The organism is Desulforhopalus vacuolatus, assembly GCF_016918505.1.
Classification (GTDB): domain Bacteria; phylum Desulfobacterota; class Desulfobulbia; order Desulfobulbales; family Desulfocapsaceae; genus Desulforhopalus; species Desulforhopalus vacuolatus.
Map to the genome: position 1 here is coordinate 20575 of NZ_JAFFPZ010000013.1, position 19503 is coordinate 40077.

The window sequence follows — 19503 nt, forward strand, 5'->3', positions numbered from 1 at the left end:
TCATTATTATTGCAGCATCCATTCTGGTCTTTCTTGCAGCTTCTTCGTCGCAGCCGAAAAATTTCCCCGGAAGTATCATGCAGCTCTCTGCGGTAAATTTTCTTCTGCTTCCTCGAGCTGATTGAAATCCCTTTTAATTCACCAGGCACCCATGTTGCCGTCAAGTAGCGTGTAAGGAGATATAATATGGACTACAGGGATACCCTCAATCTCCCCAGAACCGGGTTTAAGATGAAGGCAAATCTTGCTCAAAAAGAACCGCAGGTTCTCAAACAGTGGGATAAAGGTGAGCTCTATCAAAAACTGCTGAAGAATGGTGAGGGGAAACCTCTCTTTATTCTGCACGATGGCCCTCCCTATGCCAACGGCAATATTCACGTGGGACACGCCTTCAACAAGATTCTCAAGGATATTATCCTGCGTTCACGGCGGATGACCGGTTTTAATGCTCCCTACGTGCCTGGCTGGGACTGCCACGGCCTGCCCATTGAGATTAATGTGGACAAGGAGCTGGGGGACAAAAAGAAGACCATTCCTGTTCTCTCCAAACGTGCCGCCTGCCGCAAATATGCGGGCAAATGGATCAAGACGCAGAAGGAGCAATTCAAACGGCTTGGGATCCTCGGCGACTGGGATACCCCGTATCTGACGATTAATTACAGCTACGAAGCGGCCATTGCCCGTGAATTCAATAAATTTCTGCTCAGCGGGTCGGTGGTGCGCAACCGGAAACCGGTCTACTGGTGCTCTACCTGCAGAACAGCGCTTGCCGAGGCTGAAGTTGAATACCACGATCACACCTCGCCCTCCATATATGTCAAGTTCCAGGCTGCGGAAGACTTTTCTGATATTGACAAATCCCTCGCCGGAAACAAAACATATTTTGTCATCTGGACGACCACTCCCTGGACTCTGCCAGCCAACCTTGCAGTCGCCATGCATCCCGATTTCACCTACGCCGCTGTTCGTGTGGGGGAGGAGACCTGGGTCATTGCCGAGGCTCTGGTTGAGAAAATGATGGCCGAGATCGGCGTGGATTCCTGGGAGATTGTTGGAACCTTTCCTTCTTCCGGATTTGAAAAACGGAACTGCCGCCATCCCTTTATGGACCGTGACTCCCTGCTGGTACTTGCCGACTATGTTACCGCTGATGCCGGTACCGGGTGTGTGCATACTGCTCCCGGACATGGCGCGGATGACTACTTGACCGGTCTGCGCTATGGCCTTGAAATCCTTTCGCCAGTGGACGCCGAGGGTGTGTATACCGAAGAGGCTGGACGCTACGCCGGAGAGCATGTTCCCGAGGTAAACAAGAAAATCATCGAAGATCTGAAGGCTGAGGGTTCTCTGGTGTTCACTGCACCTATAAACCACAGCTACCCGCACTGCTGGCGCTGCAAGAAGCCGGTGATGTATCGCGCAACTCCGCAGTGGTTCATCTCCATGGAGAAAAATGATCTGCGCAAGAAGGCTCTTGAAGAGATTCGCCAGACATCCTGGACCCCTTCCTGGGGGGAAAACCGCATCTACAGTATGGTGGAAAACAGACCGGACTGGTGCCTCTCCCGGCAGCGGAGCTGGGGCGTGCCGCTCACGGTTATTACCTGCCGCAAATGCGGAGAGATTGTAAAGAATGACGAAGTGGTGCAGAAGGTGGATGCACTCTTTTTGCAAGAGGGTGCCGATGCCTGGTACTCCCACGAAGTAGGAGACTTCCTGCCTGAAGGCTACACCTGTTCCTGTGGTTCCAGCGAGTTTGAGAAAGAGAAAGATATCCTTGATGTCTGGTTTGATTCCGGCACCAGTTTTGCCGCTGTCCTTGAGCAGCGTGAGGAACTGCAGTTTCCAGCCGATCTCTACCTTGAGGGAAGTGATCAGCACCGGGGCTGGTTTCAGAGTTCTCTGCTCTGCTCTGTGGCCAATCGGGGTTGTGCGCCATACAAAGGTGTTCTCACCCACGGCTACACTGTGGATGGTGAGGGCAAGAAGATGTCGAAATCGGTGGGCAACGTCATCGGACCTGCCGAGGTTGTGGAAAAATATGGTGCGGAGGTTCTCCGTCTCTGGGTTGCGTCTGAGGATTACACCGGCGATGTGAAGGTGAGCGATATCATCCTGAAGCAGATCTCCGATTCCTATCGTAAGATTCGCAACACCATCCGCTACTTCCTCAGTAATCTCAATGATTTCGATCCAACTGCCAACCGTGTTGCTCCGGAGGACATGCCGGAGATTGATCGCTGGGCGCTGGCCAAATTTGAAGAGCTCCGCAGGATGGTGACGGAAGATTACGAAAAATTCGAGTTCCATGGGATCTTCCAGCAGGTGAATTACTTCTGCGGTATCACCATGAGTTCTTTCTATCTCGATATTCTCAAGGATCGTCTTTACACTGAGGCACCAGATTCGCAGATACGTCGCTCCGCCCAGACCGTGATGTATGATATCATCAGTGGCCTGTTGCGGCTCATCAGCCCGATTCTCGTCTTTACTTCTTCCGAAGCATGGGACAGCCTGCAGGGGCGTAACGATACATCGCCACTGGAAGAGTCGATTTTCTTCACTGAATTTCCTGGCGCGAACGGTATGGAGCTGGAACCCTTTATGATGGAACGATGGGACAAGCTGCTCAAGGTTCGTTCCGAGATCACCAGGGCGCTGGAGACAGCCCGGCGTGAGAAGGTAATCGGCCACTCTCTTGAGGCGGAGGTTATGCTCCGGGCGGAAGGGGATGTCGGGGAGTTCATCACACGCGAGTGGCAAACTCTCAAGAATATATCCATCATCTCCAAGATGAGCGTCTTTACTGCCGCTGCCGAGGGCGATGTGGTATATGAGAGTGAGGAATTCCCGGGTTTCACTGTTGCAGTTCATCCAGCCAGAGGGGAAAAATGTGAACGTTGCTGGATCCGCTCTGAAGAGGTCGGAGAGAATCCCGAGCATCCACAGCTCTGTGGCCGCTGTTCTTCTGTCCTCAAGGAGCTTGGACTGTAAGTGTGGTATTATCTTTCAGTAATTCTTGCTCTTGTACTGGATCAGCTTTCCAAAGCCTGGATACTTGAGCATTTCGAAAAATTTGATATGCGGGAGATTATTCCCGGTTTCTTCAATTTCTTTTATGTTACCAACACCGGTGCGGCCTTCTCCTTTCTTGCGGATGTTGATGCTTCCTGGCCGCACTGGTTTTTTCTTTCCATCAGCCTGGTTGCAGTGGTTGTAATTACTTTCTACAACCGCTTTTTGCGACACCATGGCGGAGGGATGTTGACATCCATTGCCCTTGGTTTTATTGCTGGCGGGGCTCTCGGGAATGTTATTGATCGGCTGCGTTATGGAGCAGTGACCGATTTTCTCGATTTTTACTACGGCAGCTATCACTGGCCGGCATTTAACCTTGCAGATTCTTTTATCTGCGTGGGGGCAGTGTTGCTTATCGTATTATCTTTTTTCAATTCAGGTCCCAGAGAGGACAACTAAAGGACAACAGATGAAAATTGCTATTCTTTTTCCGGGCCAGGGTTCGCAGTCAATTGGTATGGCCAGAGAATTTCGGGACAAGAGCGCAGCCTGTGCTTCCATCATGGATAACGCTGAGAAGGTGCTTGGTAAACCGCTGGCCAGACTGAGTGACGAGGGGCCGATGGAGGCTCTGATTCCGGCGGATATCGTACAGCCGGCGATCACTGTTGCCAACCTTGTCTGCTGGCAGGCCTTTCGTGAGGCTGTCGGAGGCAAAATGGCAATCAACTCCTTTGCCGGACACAGCCTTGGAGAATACTCCGCACTTTTTGCCGCCGGAGTTATCTCCGCCGATGACGCTTTGCGTCTCGTAACAAAACGCGGTGAGCTGATGGGCCGTGAAGGTGCTGCCCATCCAGGTGGGATGCGGGCCGTGCTTGGTCTTACTATTGACAAAGTGGAAGAGATATTGCGTGAGTATAAAGGTGACGGTGTGGTAGTTGCCGCCAACCACAATACTCCGCAGCAGACGGTTATATCCGGCTCCATGGAAGGACTGAATGGTGTTGAGCCAGGCCTTGTGGAGGCCGGTGCGAAGATTATTCCACTGAAAGTTTCCGTCGCCAACCACAGTCCTCTTGTTGCCGGGTCTATTCCTGATTTCACTGCCTTTCTGGATGATATCAGGTTCAATATTCCGCTGGTTCCAATTTATTTCAACGTTTCTGCACAGAAAGAGTATGCCCCTGTACGGATGAAAGAAATGATGTCCCGTCAAATCGCTTCCAAGGTTCGCTGGTGTGAAATTATCACCCGCATGATTGCCGAGGGCACCGATACTTTTATCGAAATTGGACCGAAAACAGTTCTTAAAGGGATGATGAAAAAGATTGTACCGCGCGGGGTGAAGGTGACCGCTCTGCAGTTTGACACTCCGGAAGGACTGGAGAAGGTGGTGGAGAAACTGGAAATCTGAGTTTTCCCTTTCATCGGTTTCCTGCCCCGCCTCCCTTCCTCTTTGGAAGGGGAGTGAGACCATTCCTATTAAGTTGTGACCTTACTCAATGCCATTTTCACTTTCTATTGGCGAATTCAAAGGCAGGGGGGATGGGAGACAGGAGAAAGGAGACGGGAGACAGGGAAAAGCAAAAGACGGAACAGCGAAAAACTTTTTGCCAAAGGAAAGCTCTAAACATGCGAATAAAGGCAAAAAACTTTAAAAAAGATTTTAAAATTAAACAGAGAATTGCTGTTGTTCTATCTTTACTCGTTCTCTGGTTAATACAAAATGTAAATGGTATGAAATCTTTTACAGAAGGGTATCTTGAAACAGCTTGTATTTCGTTCATATTCGAGGCACAGGAGAAAATTTATTAGAGCAATGTTCGATCTCTCGACGTCTCGTTCCTCGCTTTGTCGGAGGATAAATTTTTGACTGTAACGAAGAAGATGGGCGAAAAACTGGTTATTCAAGGTACCCAGAACAGAAAACAGGAAGAAGCCATGTATAATCAGATTCGTACAATGATAGAGAAGGGCGGTCGTCTGGAGTTTGACGAGGCCCTTGAACTTGCCCGCTCCGCCCAGGGAAATGCCGATAATTTGACGTCCCTTCTTGGCGTTGCCGATATGGTGCGCCGCCATTTCCATGGCAACCATTTCGATCTTTGCTCCATCATCAACGCCCGCAGTGGCAAATGCAGCGAAAACTGCCGATTTTGTGCTCAATCCTCCCACTACGACGTGGAAGTGGAAAGTTACAGGTGCGTCACAGAGGAAGAAACGCTGGCTCTCGCCCGGGAAAACGAGGCACACCATGTGGGCCGATTTTCCCTCGTCACGGCGGGGCACCATGTGAGTGCCGAGGATCTCCGTACTCTTTTTGCACCGCTGTGCCATACCCTGATGGAAAAGACATCTCTCGCGCTCTGCGCCTCTATGGGCTTTCTCACTCCTGAACGGGCACACCTGCTTAAAGAGATGGGTATCAGTCGCTATCACTGCAACCTTGAGACCTGTCGCGACTACTTCCCCAAAGTTTGCACGACCCACACCTGGGAAGAAAAAGTAGAGACACTGGGGATCGCGAAGGAGGCGGGGTTGTCTCTTTGCTCTGGAGGGATCATCGGTCTTGGTGAGAGTCTGGCCCAGCGGCTGGAGATGGCCTTTGAGCTGAGAGAGATCGGGGTGGACTCTGTGCCGATCAATATTCTCATGCCGATCAAGGGAACCCCTTTCGAAATGATGGAACCCATATCCCGGGAAGATGCGTTGATTGCCATCGCCATGTTTCGACTCATTCTGCCGCAGGCGGTGATTCGTATTGCTGGCGGGCGGAACCACCTCGGCGACGAACAGGAAAAACTCTTTCTGGGCGGAGCAGGAGGGGCTATTGTCGGCAATTATCTGACCACTGCAGGTAATGGACTGGTCGGGGATGTGGCGATGTTTAAACGGCTCGGGTTCGTCTTTAACTGAAGGGACCTTGAAAGGAACCCTGAATTCCAACGTTCTCTACAGCGGCTTTGCCAATCGACGCCCCTCACCTCTGAAATTCTGCCGGAATATCTCTCTATGAAACTTCCTGAACACTCTCTTGACTTCGATCGCGAACATATATGGCATCCCTACACCTCGCTGACCAATCCGCTGCCCGTCTTCCTTGTGACGGGGGCAGAGGGCTGCCGCATCACCCTTGAAGACGGTCGCAGCCTTATTGACGGCATGGCCTCGTGGTGGGCGGTTATCCATGGTTACAATCATCCGGAACTCAACAGGGCGCTTAAGGAGCAGATTGACTCCTTCTCCCATGTCATGTTTGGCGGTCTTACCAATAAACCGGCGATTGAGTTGTGCAGTCGCCTTGTTGATATGACTCCGGCGGGGCTGGAGAAGGTTTTTCTCGCAGATTCCGGTTCAGTGGCAGTTGAAGTGGCGATGAAGATGGCCATTCAATACTGGTTTGCACGGGGGCAGCGGGGGAAAAATCGCTTTCTCACCATTCGCAACGGCTATCACGGTGATACCTTTCACGCCATGTCGGTCTGCGATCCCGAAACCGGCATGCACTCGATCTATAAAGGTATCCTGCCGGAATATTTTTTTGCCGATGCTCCGCAGATTCCCTTTTCCGGGGAGTGGGATGAACTCGATATTGCTCCAATGCAAAAGTTGCTTGAACAGCACGCGGAGAGCCTCTGCGCTGTGATTCTTGAACCGGTGGTGCAGGGGGCAGGGGGAATGCGCTTTTATCATCCCTTGTATCTGCGTCGTCTGCGCAGTCTCTGCGATCACTATGGCGTGCTGCTGATTGCCGATGAAATTGCTACCGGCTTTGGTCGCAGCGGCCGACTTTTTGCCTGTGAACATGCAGAAATTACCCCCGATATAATGTGTGTCGGCAAGGCGATAACTGGCGGCTGCATGTCGTTGGCTGCGGTGCTGACCACGGAGGAGGTTGGACATGGAGTTTCCCTTGAAGGGCCGGGAAATCCCGGGGTCTTCATGCACGGGCCGACCTTCATGGGGAATCCTCTCGCCTGCGCGGTTGCCTGCCGATCCATTGATCTGCTGCAGGAAACGAACTGGCAGGCCAATGTCAGCCGTGTTGAACGCGGGCTGCGTGCCGGGCTCACGCCCTGTGCCGAAATGGTCGGGGTGAAGGAGGTGCGCGTACTGGGGGCCATCGGTGTGGTGGAGATGGAAAAACCGGTAGATATGGCTCGCTGCCAGCAGCTCTTTGTCGATCGCGGGGTGTGGGTGCGTCCCTTTGGTCGACTGGTGTATGTCATGCCACCTTTTGTGATGACTGATTCTGAGCTTGAGATCCTTACCGGGGCCATCTGTGAGGTGGTAGAGCTGGAGGGCAAAATATGAAAGAGCGCAGTGATGTGCTGCGTGAACTGGCGGAGCTCGGTCGACTTCGGGATTTTCGTCCCCTTGGCGCTCGTGCCGGGGCCCGGGTAATGCTGGACGGGCAGAGTCTTCTGAACCTCTCCTCCAACGACTATCTCAGTATCGGCGGGGATGAGGAGATGCTGGCCTGTTTTTACGCGGAGATGACTGAGAGCAACCGCATGGAGAGTTTTTCTCCCGGGAGCACCTCCAGCCGGCTGCTCTCAGGGGATAACGTTGTGGCCCACCGCCTTGAAGCGCGTCTCGCGGAGTGTTACGGCGCTGAGGCTGCACTGCTCTTCAACTCTGGTTACCACATAAATATAGGTATCCTGCCAGCGCTTTTTGGCAAACGGGATCTTATCCTTTCAGACAAACTGAATCACGCCTCCATCGTTGACGGCACGCGTCTCTCTCAGGCGACGCTGAAACGCTACCGCCATCTTGATTACGCGCAGTTACGCTCCCTGCTTGAGAAACACAGAGGAGAGGCGGAGCGGGCAGTGATTGTCAGCGAATCGGTGTTCAGCATGGACGGCGACGTGGCCGACATCGCCGAGCTGGTACGGTTGAAAAAAGAGTTTGATTGTGAACTCTATCTTGATGAAGCCCACGCCTTTGGTCTTTTTGGAAAAAACGGGCTTGGCAAAGCTGTCGAATGTGGACTGGCAGGCGAGATTGATTTCCTTATCGGTGTCTTTGGCAAAGCTCTTGCCTCCATGGGCAGTTTTGTAGTCTGCAGCTGCCAGTTGCGTGACCTGCTGGTGAACAGTGCCCGTTCGCTCATCTTTACCACCGCACTGCCACCAGTGATTATTCGCTGGAATCTCTTTGCCTTTGAACAGATGGTGCAGATGGATGGGCCGCGTGCACATTTACAGTCGCTGGCAGCAGCGCTGCGCGATGATTTACGTAAACAGGGGCTGCACACTGACGGTGAGACCAGCATTGTGCCGGTGATTATTGGTGAGGATGCCGAAACGGTACGCCTTGCAGAGCGGATGCGGGAGGCGGGTTTCCTTATTTTCCCCGTTCGTCCGCCGACGGTGCCTGTGGGAACCAGCCGCTTTCGACTCTCGCTTACTGCAGGGATGCGGTGGAGTGACCTGCAGGCACTGCCCGGTCTTATTGCGGAGGAGGTTCGGCGATGAAGGCGCTGTGGAGACGAAACGGTCATCAGAACCTGCTTGTCTTCTGTAACGGCTGGGGAATGGATGCCGGAGTGGTTGAGCATCTCACCTTTGCCGGTGATCTGTTGATTCTCTCTGATTTCACTGACTTTATATTGCCTCCAGACGTTGAAGCGGCCATTAAAGGGTACGCCCGGCGCAACCTTATCAGCTGGTCGATGGGGGTATGGATGGCAGCGCGACTCATGTATAATATCGACTATGAACGAAAAATTGCCGTCAACGGTACACTCAAACCCGTTGATGATGATTTTGGTATCCCGGAAGTGCTCTTTCGTGGTACTCTGCAGCACTTTGATGAGAAAAGTCGCCTTGGTTTTTACCGTAGAATGTGCGGAAGGCAGGACATATTGAAAAATTTTCTCCTGCAGCCACCCGCACGGAAGCTGGAGGATCAGCGTCAAGAACTTGAGTTTTACTGGGCACACCGCCGGGATGAGGCGGAGAATTTCTATGATCTGGCAGTTGTTGCCCGAAAAGATCGCATCATGCCTACGGTCAATCAGCTTCGTTTCTGGCAGGGGACACCTGTACATGAAATGGAGGGAGGCCACTATCCTTTCTTCAGCTTTTCCCGTTGGGAAGAGTTGCTCAACCTACAGAGATGACGTATGTCGCGAAAGCCGTCTCAAACTGCTCCGGTTCCCGATAAGGCTCTTATTGCCAGTTCCTTTGCCGCGAGTCTCAGCACCTACGAAAAGCATGCCGGGGTACAGCTTGCTCTTGCGCAGAAACTGCTTGAAATGGTCTGTGAATATACTGACGATGTCTCGTGGGGCCGGGTGCTTGAGGTCGGCTGTGGTACCGGCTGGCTGGCGGAACGTCTTGTGGCGAGCCGCATGCCGGAACATCTTTATCTTAATGATATTGCGTCAGAACTTTGTACTTATGCAGTCCAGAGACTGCATGCTGCACCCTGCCTCGTTGAATCTCTTGCCGGCGATATTGAGACGCTGGAGTTGCCTGAGAAGCTTCAACTGGTACTCTCCTCCTCAACCCTGCAGTGGATTGAGGACTTGCCAACCCTGTTTGAACATGTTTATCAGTCACTGCTTCCTGGTGGAATTATGGCTTTCTCTATCTTTGCGCCGGGAACCATGGGGGAAATTACCGCACTCTCCGGGCGTGGTCTGCACTATTTTCACCGTCCGCAGCTCTCGGCCATGCTGAAAGATTTTACCATTCTGGCTGAAGAAACTGTCCGGCAGCGCAGTTATTTCCCTTCCCTGCTGGCATTGTTTCGTCACATTCGCAATACCGGCGTGGGCGGGCTGAGCCGTGTACACTGGACACGTGCTTCACTCTCCCGTTTTGAGAAACAGTACCGTGACCAGTTTGGCACTGCCGAAGGACTGCCTGTTACATGGCGGGCCCATTTTTTTGTGGTTGAGAAAAGTAAAGGGTACCTTGATGAAAAAAGTATATGTTGTATCGGGCATAGACACTGACATAGGCAAGACCGTTGCCACTGGAATTGTTGCCACAGCGCTGCAGCAGGCCAAATGCTCCGTGATAACGCAAAAGTTTGTACAGACCGGCTGCACTGGTATCAGCGAAGATATTCTTGTCCATCGCCAGTTGATGGGGATAGAGCCGACGGAGAATGATCGTTCCGGACTCACCTGTCCCGGCGTCTTCCCCGACCCCTGCTCACCGCATCTTGCTGCTTCTCTGGTGGGGAAGGAAATTGATCTGAAGAAAATTGAGGAAGCATCCCGGAAATTGCTGGAGCAGTACGATATCCTGCTGCTCGAAGGTGCCGGGGGCCTTTCTGTTCCGCTGCGGCGCGATTTTCTCTTCATCGACTGGCTGATGGAGAAGAGATATCCGCTGCTGCTGGTTACCAGCCCGCGTCTTGGTTCCATTAATCACACCCTTGGCGCCCTGGAATTGTGTAAATGGCGGGAGATTAATATTGCGGCGGTCCTTTACAATGTGCACGGCTGCAATGTGGCTCCGGCAATTGTAGAAGACAGCCGCACGATGATAGAGCGCTATTTGTGGCGCTTCGGCTTTGCTGCTCCGGTTCTTACTCTGCAGAGTGTCGGTAAGAAACAGCCCGATTTCAGGTTTCTGGGTAACGGCTGCTGAGCAGGATGTTATAAAGGGAACCTTGAATAATCAGTCTTTTGCCCATCTTCTTCGTTACAGTCAAAAATTTATCCTCGGAATATCAGACATATACCTGTGGTAAATTTCTTTCTGTGCCTCGAATATGAACAAAATACAAGATTATTCAAGGTACCCTAAAGTATTCAGTGCAGAGCTTTTTGAATATATTCAATAAATACGAAATAACATGTTGATATTTCGTATTTCTGTCTTTATAAATGGTGCCGGTCAGGCGGCAGAAACAGTTTGTGGAGAAATACGTGCAAATATCAGTAGTCATTCCCCTGTTGAACGAAGAGGAGAGCCTTCCTGTTCTCTTTGAAGAGCTGAAAGGTGCCCTCAATCCCCTTGATGTGGACTATGAGCTGATTTTTATCAATGATGGCAGCACTGACGGCAGTGCTGCTATCCTTGCCGGAATGCACGGGGAAGACAAACGGGTGGTGGTGATCAATTTCCGCCGCAACTTTGGACAGACCGCTGCCATGTCCGCCGGGTTTGACTTCGCCCGCGGCGAGATCATCATCGCCATGGATGCCGATCTGCAGAACGATCCCGCAGATATTCCCAAACTGATCTCCAAAATTGAAGAGGGCTATGATGTGGTTACCGGCTGGCGTTACGACCGCAAGGATACCTTTATCAACCGTCGTCTGCCGTCGATTATCGCCAACAAACTGATTTCCAAAACCACTGGAGTCCGTCTGCACGACTACGGCTGCACCTTGAAGGCCTTCCGGCGCGAAGTGATCAAAGAGCTGCACCTCTACGGAGAGATGCATCGCTTTATTCCGGCTCTCGCCAGCGGTATCGGCATTAAATTTACCGAAGTGAAGGTTAACCATCGTGCCCGGCGCTTCGGCAGTACAAAATACGGTATTGCCCGTACCGTGCACGTAATCCTTGACCTGCTGACGGTCAAATTTCTGCTCAGCTACGCGACGCGACCGATTCAAGTCTTTGGAATGATGGGACTTATCTCTGGTGGAAGCGGCTTTCTCATCGCTCTGGTGATGACGGTCCAGCGCGAGTTTTACGGCATTGGGCTTTCCAACCGGCCGATGTTGCTGCTTGCCATCCTGCTGATTATCCTCGGTTTCCAGTTTGTATCCCTGGGACTGATTGCCGAACTGCAGGCGCGGACCTACCACGAGTCGCAGAATAAACCAATCTATTATGTGAGAAGTGTGCTTCGTGATGGTGACGAAGGGGGCGAGAGCAGCCGTTCATGATTTCGTCGGATGACAGAGTAACCGGCAATCCTTCCTTTGAAATTGTCATTCCGAACTGGAACGGGGCGAAGATGCTTGGCGACTGCCTCAATTCACTTTCCGGGCAGAGTTATCAAAATTTCATGATAACTGTGGTGGATAACGGTTCCACGGATAATTCGCTGGGCATGCTGGCACGGGATTACCCTGCCGTACGGGTACTCTCTTACTCGAAAAACCGTGGTTTCAGTGCAGCAGTCAACGCCGGGATTCGCAAGGCCCGGGCACCGTGGATTCTGCTGCTCAATAACGATATGGAAGTTGAGAAAAACTGCCTGCTGAAGCTCCTTGAAGGAATGGTGGACTTCCCTGACGCTGACTTCTTTGCGTTGAAAATGTATAACTTCTACAACCGGGAGTTGCTTGACGGGGCAGGGGACGCCATACTGCGTGGTGGAGTGGGATATCGTCTTGGCGTGATGGAGCATGACGGCGAACGTTACAGCTTTGATCGTCTCTGTTTTGGTGCCTGTGCCGGGGCTGCCCTTTACAGCAGGCGTTTTTTTGAGCGCGTCGGCTGCTTTGATGAAGATTTTTTCGCCTATGTGGAGGATGTTGATCTCAACCTGAGAGCGGCCCGGGCCGGGGCATGTTGTGTCTTTCTCTGCGAAGCAAAAATATATCATATCGGCAGTGCCACCAGCGGCTCAAAATTCAACGAGCTGACCATCCGTCTCTCCACCCGCAATAATATCAACCTGATGGTGAAGAATTATCCCGGTCGGCTCTTTCTCCGTTTTTTGCCGGCAATTATTGTTTATCAATGTATATGGCTGTTGTTCTGCATAAAAAAAGGTGTATTTGTCCCCTGGTTTCGCGGGGTATGCGAGGCCTTGTCGCCGCGTTCTCTCAGTCTCTTTTACGGTAAACACCGCGAACATTCTGCTGATATGAGTCGGGAGGAGTTGCGTCTTCTCGGTAATCGTATCGTCGATTCGGAGCGGGAGGCTGTTGCCTCCATCATGGCCCGGCGGAATGAAAACGGCAGGAGTAATCGTCTGCTGCGGCTGTATCTGAAACTCTTCTGCTGACTGCATTGTGACTTGTTATATTATTATCGTCAGCCACGATTCCGAAGCTGTATTGCCCCTTTGTCTTGATTCTCTTGCCGCCTGCGGCAGTGAAGTGAGATGCATCCTTGCTGACAGCGGCTCTGCCGATCACCGCTTCCTTAAGACCCTCGTTGAGAGGTCCCCCTTCCCCCTGCAGCTTCTCTTCTGTGGTGATGTTGGTTTCGCTGTTGCCAATAACCGTGCCTTCTCTGAGCTTTCCGCAGATATCGACTCCAATGATGCGGTAGTCTTCCTCAATCCTGACGCCTTTGTTGAAACGGGTACTCTGCAGGCTGCATTGCACGCACTCCATTCTGTGCAGGATGTCGGGGTGGTTGGCGGTCGCCTGCTTGGCTGCAACAGGGACGGAGAGTTGACGGGACGGCTGGACTCCACCGGGATATTCCGCCGCTGGTATGGTCGCTGGTATGACCGGGGCCAGGGGGAAATGGATGTCGGACAGTATATGGAGGACAGAGAGGTTCCCGCTGTCTGCGGTGCCTTTATGGTTTGTCATCCCGCCGCTCTGCAGGATTTGTGGAAAGAGGACAGCACGCTCTTTGATCCTTCCTTCTTTCTCTATAAAGAGGATATTGAGTTGAGTCTGCGCCTGCGTGCCCGTGGCTGGAAACTCCGTTATCTGCCGCAGGCACGGGTGCTGCACAGTCGGGGATGGGCGGAAGAGCGTTCGGTGATGCCGATCTCAAAACGGATAATGGCTGCGGAAAACGAGGTGCGGCTGTACGTGCGGCATCCGTCGCCATATATTTTCTGGGCACTGGCGAAATATCTGCTGGTGCGATTTGGCAGGGTGTAAACGATGATGACACGAATTTCTGTTCTTATCCCTGTCCGCAACGGAGCAAAAGAGCTGCCCGCACTTTTTACAGCCCTTGCTGCGCAGACTCTGCAGCCGTTCGAGGTGATCGTCGCCGATACCGCATCAAAGGACGGCAGTCGCGAGATCTGTCGGCAGCACGGTGCGCGGGTGATTCCCGTCGATCGTGATGAATTTGACCATGGCGGAACGAGAAGCATGCTGGTGCGGGAGGCAGCCGGAGACGTGGTGCTCTTTCTTACTCAGGATGCCATTCCGGCGAATGAACAGGCCTTTAAACTGCTGCTGACGGCACTTCATGCAGAGGAAAATATTGCCTGTGCCTATGGCCGGCAATTGCCGAAAGAAGGAGCTTCGCTGCAGTCCGCTTTTCTCCGCAGCTTCAACTATCCTGAGGTCTCTGAGGTGCGGAGTTATGATGATCGGCGTCGGCGGGGCCTGAAGACGGCTTTTCTCTCCAACTCCTTTTCTGTCTGGAAGCGCGAGCTGCTTCTCGCCAACGGCTGCTTTCGCAACGGGCTGATCTTTGGTGAAGATACCTGTGCTCTTGGCCGTCTGCTTCTTGCCGGCTGGAAGGTCGCCTACTGTGCTGAGGCTGGCGTGTATCACAGTCATAATTACAGTATTGCGGGTGAATTCCGGCGCAGCTTTGATATAGGTGTTCTGCACGAACGGGAGCGCTGGCTGCTGGATTCCTTTGGCGGGGCAACGAGGATCGGCGGCAGTTATATCCGTCTCTCTCTACAGAATATCGCTGCCCTGCAGAAATACTGGCTGGTACCGGACTGGTTCCTCCGCAACGGGATGAAATTCCTTGGGTATAAATGCGGTGGCAACTGGTACCGCCTGCCGCTCTTTCTCTGTCGCAGCATGAGTATGAACCGGCGCTGGTGGCAGCGTTAGGCTCTTTCAATGATGGGTACCCATAAACTGTTGTTTTCAACGTACTGATATTCGGAATAGAATGATTACAACGAATCTTCGTGAGCAGAGCTCGCTCATGGCCAGATTGCTCCACCTTGTCGATTGTCTGCTGATTGTTGTCTATCTCTGGGGACTGGTGCACTGGTTCCATGTCCCATGGAGTATATGGTATACCCGCTTGATGGTTCTTACCGGAGTTGCCACCTTCATCAGTTTTCAGTCCTTTCAACTCTATCGTTCCTGGCGCGGGTGGAAATTTTTTCTCGAGTTTGTCGTTATCCTGCGTGCCTGGGCAACGGTAGTGGGGGTTCTTCTCTTCTACTTTTTCATTTTCAAGATCTCCCACGCCTACTCCCGTTTTGTTATCCTCATCTGGTCGGTAACCACGCCTGTGCTCGTCTTTACGCTGCATACCTTTGCCCGTAAACTGCTGCGCAGCTTCCGTTCCCGTGGAAAAAATGTGCGGCGTGCGGTGGTGGTCGGTGGAGGGGAACTGGGGCGGAACCTGCTTGCAGAGGTGGAGTCGATGCCGTGGACGGGGATCGAGGTTATCGGCTTTTTTGACGATAAACTCGATCTGCGGCCGTATGGAGAGGTGGGAGAAGCAGAAGAACCGCCGGAGATTTATGGTAAACCGGTGCTCGGGACCACCGCTGACATTACTACCTACCTCAAAGTGCACGATGTGGATTATGTCTATATTGCATTGCCCATGCGTGCGGAACGCAAGATCTTCAAGATATTGCGTGAGTGCCGCAGTCTTGGGGCTCGGATTTATCTTATTCCCGACCTCTATCTCTACGGCCTGCACCATGCCGAAGTGCAGTCTCTCGGGAGCATGCTTATCCTCAACTTTAATCCCAACACTGAGTGGAAGCGCAGTTTTGACATCATCTTTTCCCTCGCTGCCATTTGCGGCACACTGCCGCTTACCCTGCTTATTGCACTGGCGATAAAGCTTGCGGACGGCGGGCCGATTTTTTATGGTCATACGCGCATTACTGCCACCGGCAAGAATTTTAAATGCTTGAAATTCCGTACCATGCGTGTCGGTGCGGATAAAATGCTGGAGAAAATTTTCAAGGAAAAACCGGCGTTGCGGAAGGAATGGGAAACTTCCTTTAAGTTGAAGAATGACCCGCGGATCAGCCCTATAGGCCGTTTTCTACGCAAAACCAGCCTTGATGAACTGCCGCAGTTTATCAATGTGCTCAGGGGAGAGATGAGTGTGGTCGGCGCGCGGCCGGTGGTTGGTGATGAACTGACCGATTTCTATAAAGAGAGTGCAGGGTTGTACTGCTCAATGAAACCCGGTATCACCGGTCCCTGGCAGGTGGGGCGGCGTTCCAACGTAGATGATTATCAGGAGCGGGTTGAAATTGATGACTGGTATATCCTTAATTTCTCTCTGTGGACCGATATCAAGATTATTGTCAAGACGGTGGCGTGCATGTTCACCGGCAAGGGGGCCTGTTGATGACTGTTTTTACTGGAAAAAATGTGGTGGTCGGAGTCTGCGGTTCCATTGCAGCCTTCAAGGTGGCGGGCTGGGTGAGTACACTGACGAAGATGGAGGCACTGGTCGATGTCGCGATGACCCCGGCAGCGGAGCGCTTTGTCACTCCGCTGACCTTTGCTTCTCTCTCGGGCCGGAAAGTTTACAGTGCAATGTTCGACGGCGCTGCAGATGGTTCCATGGCCCATATAGATCTCGGTCGTGAGGCGGATATCTTTGTGGTCGCACCCGCTACGGCGGACATCATCGCCAAACTTGCCCATGGGATGGCTGACACACTGGTGACCACGGTTGCCCTTGTCGCCCGCTGCCCGAAGCTTCTTTTTCCAGCAATGAATGTGCAGATGTTTGCCAGCCTGCCTGTGCAGGAAAACTTGAAAAAGCTGCGGGAATCCGGCTGGACAGTTGTGGCACCTGCATCCGGGAGCATGGCCTGTGGCGAGGTGGGAAAGGGCAGGCTGGTGGAGTGGCAGGATGCGCAGGAATACCTCGCTGCGGCGCTCTCAAGGCAGGATCTTGCCGGGATGCGGGTGGTTGTGACCGCCGGGCCGACGCGGGAAGCTATTGACCCTGCGCGTTTCCTCAGTAACCGTTCCTCCGGCAAAATGGGGTACGCTCTTGCCACAGCTGCGGCCCGACGGGGTGCGGTGGTTATGCTGATCAGTGGTCCGTCAAGTCTGCCGGCACCGCCGCTGGTGACGTTGAAGCGGGTGGAGACGGCCAGAGAGATGCACGATGCGGTGATGGCAGAGTCGGCGCATGCAGGGGTAATTATCAAGGCTGCGGCAGTTTCTGATTATCGACCGGAGAATATTGCTCCGCACAAGGTGAAAAAGGAGAATATTGAGACGGAGATGCGGCTCGTACAGAATCCGGATATTCTTTTTGCTCTCGGTGAGAAGAAGCCGAAGGGGCAGATCCTCGTGGGATTTGCGGCAGAAAGCCGCAATCTTGAGGCGGAGGGGAGGCGAAAGCTGACGAAAAAAAACCTGGATCTCATCTGTGTCAATGATATCAGTGCCAGTGATGCCGGCTTTGAGAGTGAGACCAACCGTATCCTGCTGCTTGACCGTGACGGCGGAGAGGAAAGGCTGCCCCTGATCTCCAAGCTGGAGACAGCAGACCGCATCCTTGACCGCGTGGTTGCTCTCCGTTGCACGCCCTGAATTTAAGAGAGATCTGCGTCGGCGTCTCTTCGATGCTGGAAATGTATTTACGTAAAAAGGAGAAACGATGAGCAGGCGGCGGCGTGTTCTGGTTGTGGAGCCCTACTTCGGTGGTTCTCATCAGCAGTTCCTTGAGGGGTTGATCCAACATCTGGATGCTGACTTTGTCTTTCTTGTACTGCCAGCACGCAAGTGGAAAATGCGCATGCAGCTTGCTGCTCCATGGTTGATTGGTGAACTGGAAAAAATGCCGCTGGAAGAGCGTTGCTTTGACACCCTTCTTGCCTCCACCTTTGTTGATCTCGGTTTACTTCGCGCTCTCACTGCCATGCTTCCCGGCTGGGCCCCCCACACCCGTTTTTGTCTCTATTTCCACGAAAATCAATTTGCGTATCCCTCTCAGCTGAAAGACCCGGGATTTTTTCAGTTCACCGGGATCAATTTCAACTCAGCCCTCGCGGCCGATTCGCTGGCCTTTAACTCGGAGTTTAATCGGCAGAGCTTTCTCGCTGGTGTCGCCTCCCTGCTGAAAAAGGCTGCGGACATGAGTTTTCCTGATACGGTAGAGAAATTACGGGCAAAGAGTCGGGTTATTTTTCCGGGAATTACCCTTAGTTGTGTGGAGGCATCGGTGCAGGAAAGTGAAGAAGCTGTGATTGTCTGGAATCACCGCTGGGAGGCAGATAAGAACCCGGAAGAGTTTTTCAGTGCATTGCGGGTACTGCAGGCGCAGGACGTGCCGTTCAAGCTGTTGCTTCTCGGGCAGTCCTTTCGCTTCCACCCCGTCTGTTTTAACGGGGTGGAAGAGGAGTTTGCAGGGAATTTGCTCCACTGCGGCTTTGTCGAGAGCAGGGAAGAGTATCTGCATCTGCTTGGCAAAGGAACGATGGTGGTCTCAACCGCAGTGCATGAGTTTTACGGTATTGCCGTCATTGAGGCGGTTCGCGCAGGGTGTGTACCTCTTCTGCCAGCTCGTCTTTCCTATCCTGAACTCTTCCCGCAGGAAAATCTCTATGGTGAAGGGGAGCTGGTTGAACGTCTGATTCAGCACTGTTGCATGCCCCGGAAACTCTCTGCAGCGACAGCGGTTAAGTTGACCCGGCGCTTCTCCTGGCAGGCCGTTGCCACTGATTATGAGAAATGGTTGTTTACAGTGCTGAGCCCATAATCCGGCTCAGTTCGATAAACTTTTCTACGGGGAGAGTTTCAGGACGGGTGCCTGGATCAATCCCCGCTTTTTTGAGGAGTTCGGCGGCCAGCGTCTTTGCCGCATTTCGATCTGTGTCGACCAGCCTGCGCAGGGTGGGAACATTGGCGAAGGTATTGCCAATGGTTTTGCGCCGCTGGTTGAAGGTGGTGCGGACGATCTCTTTGAAGAGGGGATAGCTGTAGCTCTCCTGCGGGGGGATGCCGGGAGCGGTGCTGCCAAAATTAATAGTGATGACAATGGAATCAATCTTTGGCCTCGGATAAAACTCGTCCGGCCGGAGCAGCAGTTTCTGTTTCACTGTGGCGCAGGAGGCAAGCAGGATGGTCGGCACGCCATACTCTTTGCTGCCCGGTTGTGCCGCGAGACGCAACGCCACCTCCTTCTGCAGCATGACCGTGACGCTCTCAATATAGCGGGCGCTGTCGACCAGCTTGAAGATGAAGGGATTGGAGATAGAGTAGGGCAGGTTGGCGAGAATCTTCAACCTGCCACTCTCGCTGGCGCAACTGCTGCACACCTCTTTCAGGTCTACATCAAGAAAATCTTTGTGGATGAGAGTGACGTTCTCCGGCAGGTCATTCGCCTGGCGGTGAAAGCGTACAATTCCGCTGTCGATCTCAAAGCCGCAGACCCGCTTTGCTGTTTTGGCAAGTGGCAGGGTGAGAGCGCCGAGCCCTACGCCTACCTCTACGATGGTTTCTTCCGGCTTGATATCGCCTGCGGCGACGATGGCTTCTGCTGTGGTCCGATGGACAAGAAAGTTCTGCCCAAAGCGTTTTTTGGGGGCAAGATGGTATTTCTGCAGGGTATCATACGCCTGCTTTCCATACTGCGTCATAAGTTATATCCTTTCTTGTTTTATCTTTAGGGT

At 52.7% G+C, this 19503-nt stretch carries 17 protein-coding genes; 16 read left to right on the forward strand and 1 reads right to left on the reverse strand.

The annotated features are described in order from the left end of the window. The first annotated feature begins 186 nt into the window (after positions 1–186). The 16 genes from ileS to JWG39_RS09670 all read left to right on the forward strand — a co-directional run bounded on the left by ileS (position 187) and on the right by JWG39_RS09670 (position 18590). Positions 187–2994 carry an isoleucine--tRNA ligase gene (ileS, locus tag JWG39_RS09595; RefSeq protein ID WP_205219176.1) on the forward strand — a complete coding sequence of 936 codons (2808 nt, stop codon included), beginning with the start codon at positions 187–189 and terminating at the stop codon, positions 2992–2994. Continuing rightward, on the forward strand, positions 2995–3477 hold the full coding sequence (lspA, locus tag JWG39_RS09600; protein ID WP_205219177.1) for a signal peptidase II: 483 nt from the start codon (positions 2995–2997) through the stop codon (positions 3475–3477). 10 nt (positions 3478–3487) lie between these two features. Further along, the gene (locus tag JWG39_RS09605) at positions 3488–4435 is read left to right on the forward strand and encodes an ACP S-malonyltransferase (RefSeq protein WP_205219178.1); all 948 of its coding nucleotides are present in this window, start codon (positions 3488–3490) and stop codon (positions 4433–4435) included. A gap of 455 nt (positions 4436–4890) precedes the next feature. Further along, on the forward strand, positions 4891–5937 hold the full coding sequence (gene bioB, locus JWG39_RS09610; RefSeq protein WP_240192073.1) for a biotin synthase BioB: 1047 nt from the start codon (positions 4891–4893) through the stop codon (positions 5935–5937). A gap of 96 nt (positions 5938–6033) precedes the next feature. Next, on the forward strand, positions 6034–7335 hold the full coding sequence (gene bioA, locus JWG39_RS09615; protein WP_205219179.1) for an adenosylmethionine--8-amino-7-oxononanoate transaminase: 1302 nt from the start codon (positions 6034–6036) through the stop codon (positions 7333–7335). Next, a complete protein-coding gene (locus JWG39_RS09620) occupies positions 7332–8504 on the forward strand; it encodes an aminotransferase class I/II-fold pyridoxal phosphate-dependent enzyme (protein WP_205219180.1) in 1173 nt (390 codons plus the stop codon). Before bioA ends, JWG39_RS09620 begins: the two co-directional genes overlap by 4 nt. Next, positions 8501–9151 carry a DUF452 family protein gene (locus tag JWG39_RS09625; RefSeq protein ID WP_205219181.1) on the forward strand — a complete coding sequence of 217 codons (651 nt, stop codon included), beginning with the start codon at positions 8501–8503 and terminating at the stop codon, positions 9149–9151. Before JWG39_RS09620 ends, JWG39_RS09625 begins: the two co-directional genes overlap by 4 nt. 3 nt (positions 9152–9154) lie before the next feature. Further along, complete coding sequence (locus JWG39_RS09630; protein ID WP_205219182.1) at positions 9155–9991, forward strand: methyltransferase domain-containing protein; 837 nt, start codon at positions 9155–9157, stop codon at positions 9989–9991. Next, positions 9951–10634 carry a dethiobiotin synthase gene (gene bioD / locus JWG39_RS09635; protein WP_439099712.1) on the forward strand — a complete coding sequence of 228 codons (684 nt, stop codon included), beginning with the start codon at positions 9951–9953 and terminating at the stop codon, positions 10632–10634. Before JWG39_RS09630 ends, bioD begins: the two co-directional genes overlap by 41 nt. 281 nt (positions 10635–10915) lie before the next feature. Further along, a complete protein-coding gene (locus tag JWG39_RS09640) occupies positions 10916–11887 on the forward strand; it encodes a glycosyltransferase (protein WP_205219184.1) in 972 nt (323 codons plus the stop codon). Further along, positions 11884–12957, forward strand: coding sequence for a glycosyltransferase family 2 protein (locus JWG39_RS09645; protein WP_205219185.1), 1074 nt, complete (start codon positions 11884–11886; stop codon positions 12955–12957). Before JWG39_RS09640 ends, JWG39_RS09645 begins: the two co-directional genes overlap by 4 nt. Before the next feature lie 7 nt (positions 12958–12964). Next, positions 12965–13795: a glycosyltransferase gene (locus JWG39_RS09650; protein WP_205219186.1), complete on the forward strand. Its 831-nt coding sequence runs from the start codon at positions 12965–12967 to the stop codon at positions 13793–13795. Positions 13796–13798: 3 nt separating this feature from the next. Further along, the gene (locus JWG39_RS09655) at positions 13799–14719 is read left to right on the forward strand and encodes a glycosyltransferase family 2 protein (RefSeq protein ID WP_205219187.1); all 921 of its coding nucleotides are present in this window, start codon (positions 13799–13801) and stop codon (positions 14717–14719) included. Positions 14720–14816: 97 nt separating this feature from the next. After that, positions 14817–16217 (forward strand): sugar transferase, encoded by a 1401-nt coding sequence (locus JWG39_RS09660; RefSeq protein WP_205219188.1) that lies wholly within the window; start codon positions 14817–14819, stop codon positions 16215–16217. Next, positions 16217–17422: a bifunctional phosphopantothenoylcysteine decarboxylase/phosphopantothenate--cysteine ligase CoaBC gene (gene coaBC, locus JWG39_RS09665; protein ID WP_205219189.1), complete on the forward strand. Its 1206-nt coding sequence runs from the start codon at positions 16217–16219 to the stop codon at positions 17420–17422. Before JWG39_RS09660 ends, coaBC begins: the two co-directional genes overlap by 1 nt. A 67-nt stretch (positions 17423–17489) precedes the next feature. Beyond that, positions 17490–18590 carry a tRNA-queuosine alpha-mannosyltransferase domain-containing protein gene (locus JWG39_RS09670; protein ID WP_205219190.1) on the forward strand — a complete coding sequence of 367 codons (1101 nt, stop codon included), beginning with the start codon at positions 17490–17492 and terminating at the stop codon, positions 18588–18590. On the opposite strand, the gene rsmA is transcribed toward JWG39_RS09670, so the two are convergent. Continuing rightward, positions 18571–19470: a 16S rRNA (adenine(1518)-N(6)/adenine(1519)-N(6))-dimethyltransferase RsmA gene (gene rsmA / locus JWG39_RS09675; protein WP_205219191.1), complete on the reverse strand. Its 900-nt coding sequence runs from the start codon at positions 19468–19470 to the stop codon at positions 18571–18573. The genes JWG39_RS09670 and rsmA overlap by 20 nt on opposite strands. Positions 19471–19503 lie beyond the last annotated feature (33 nt).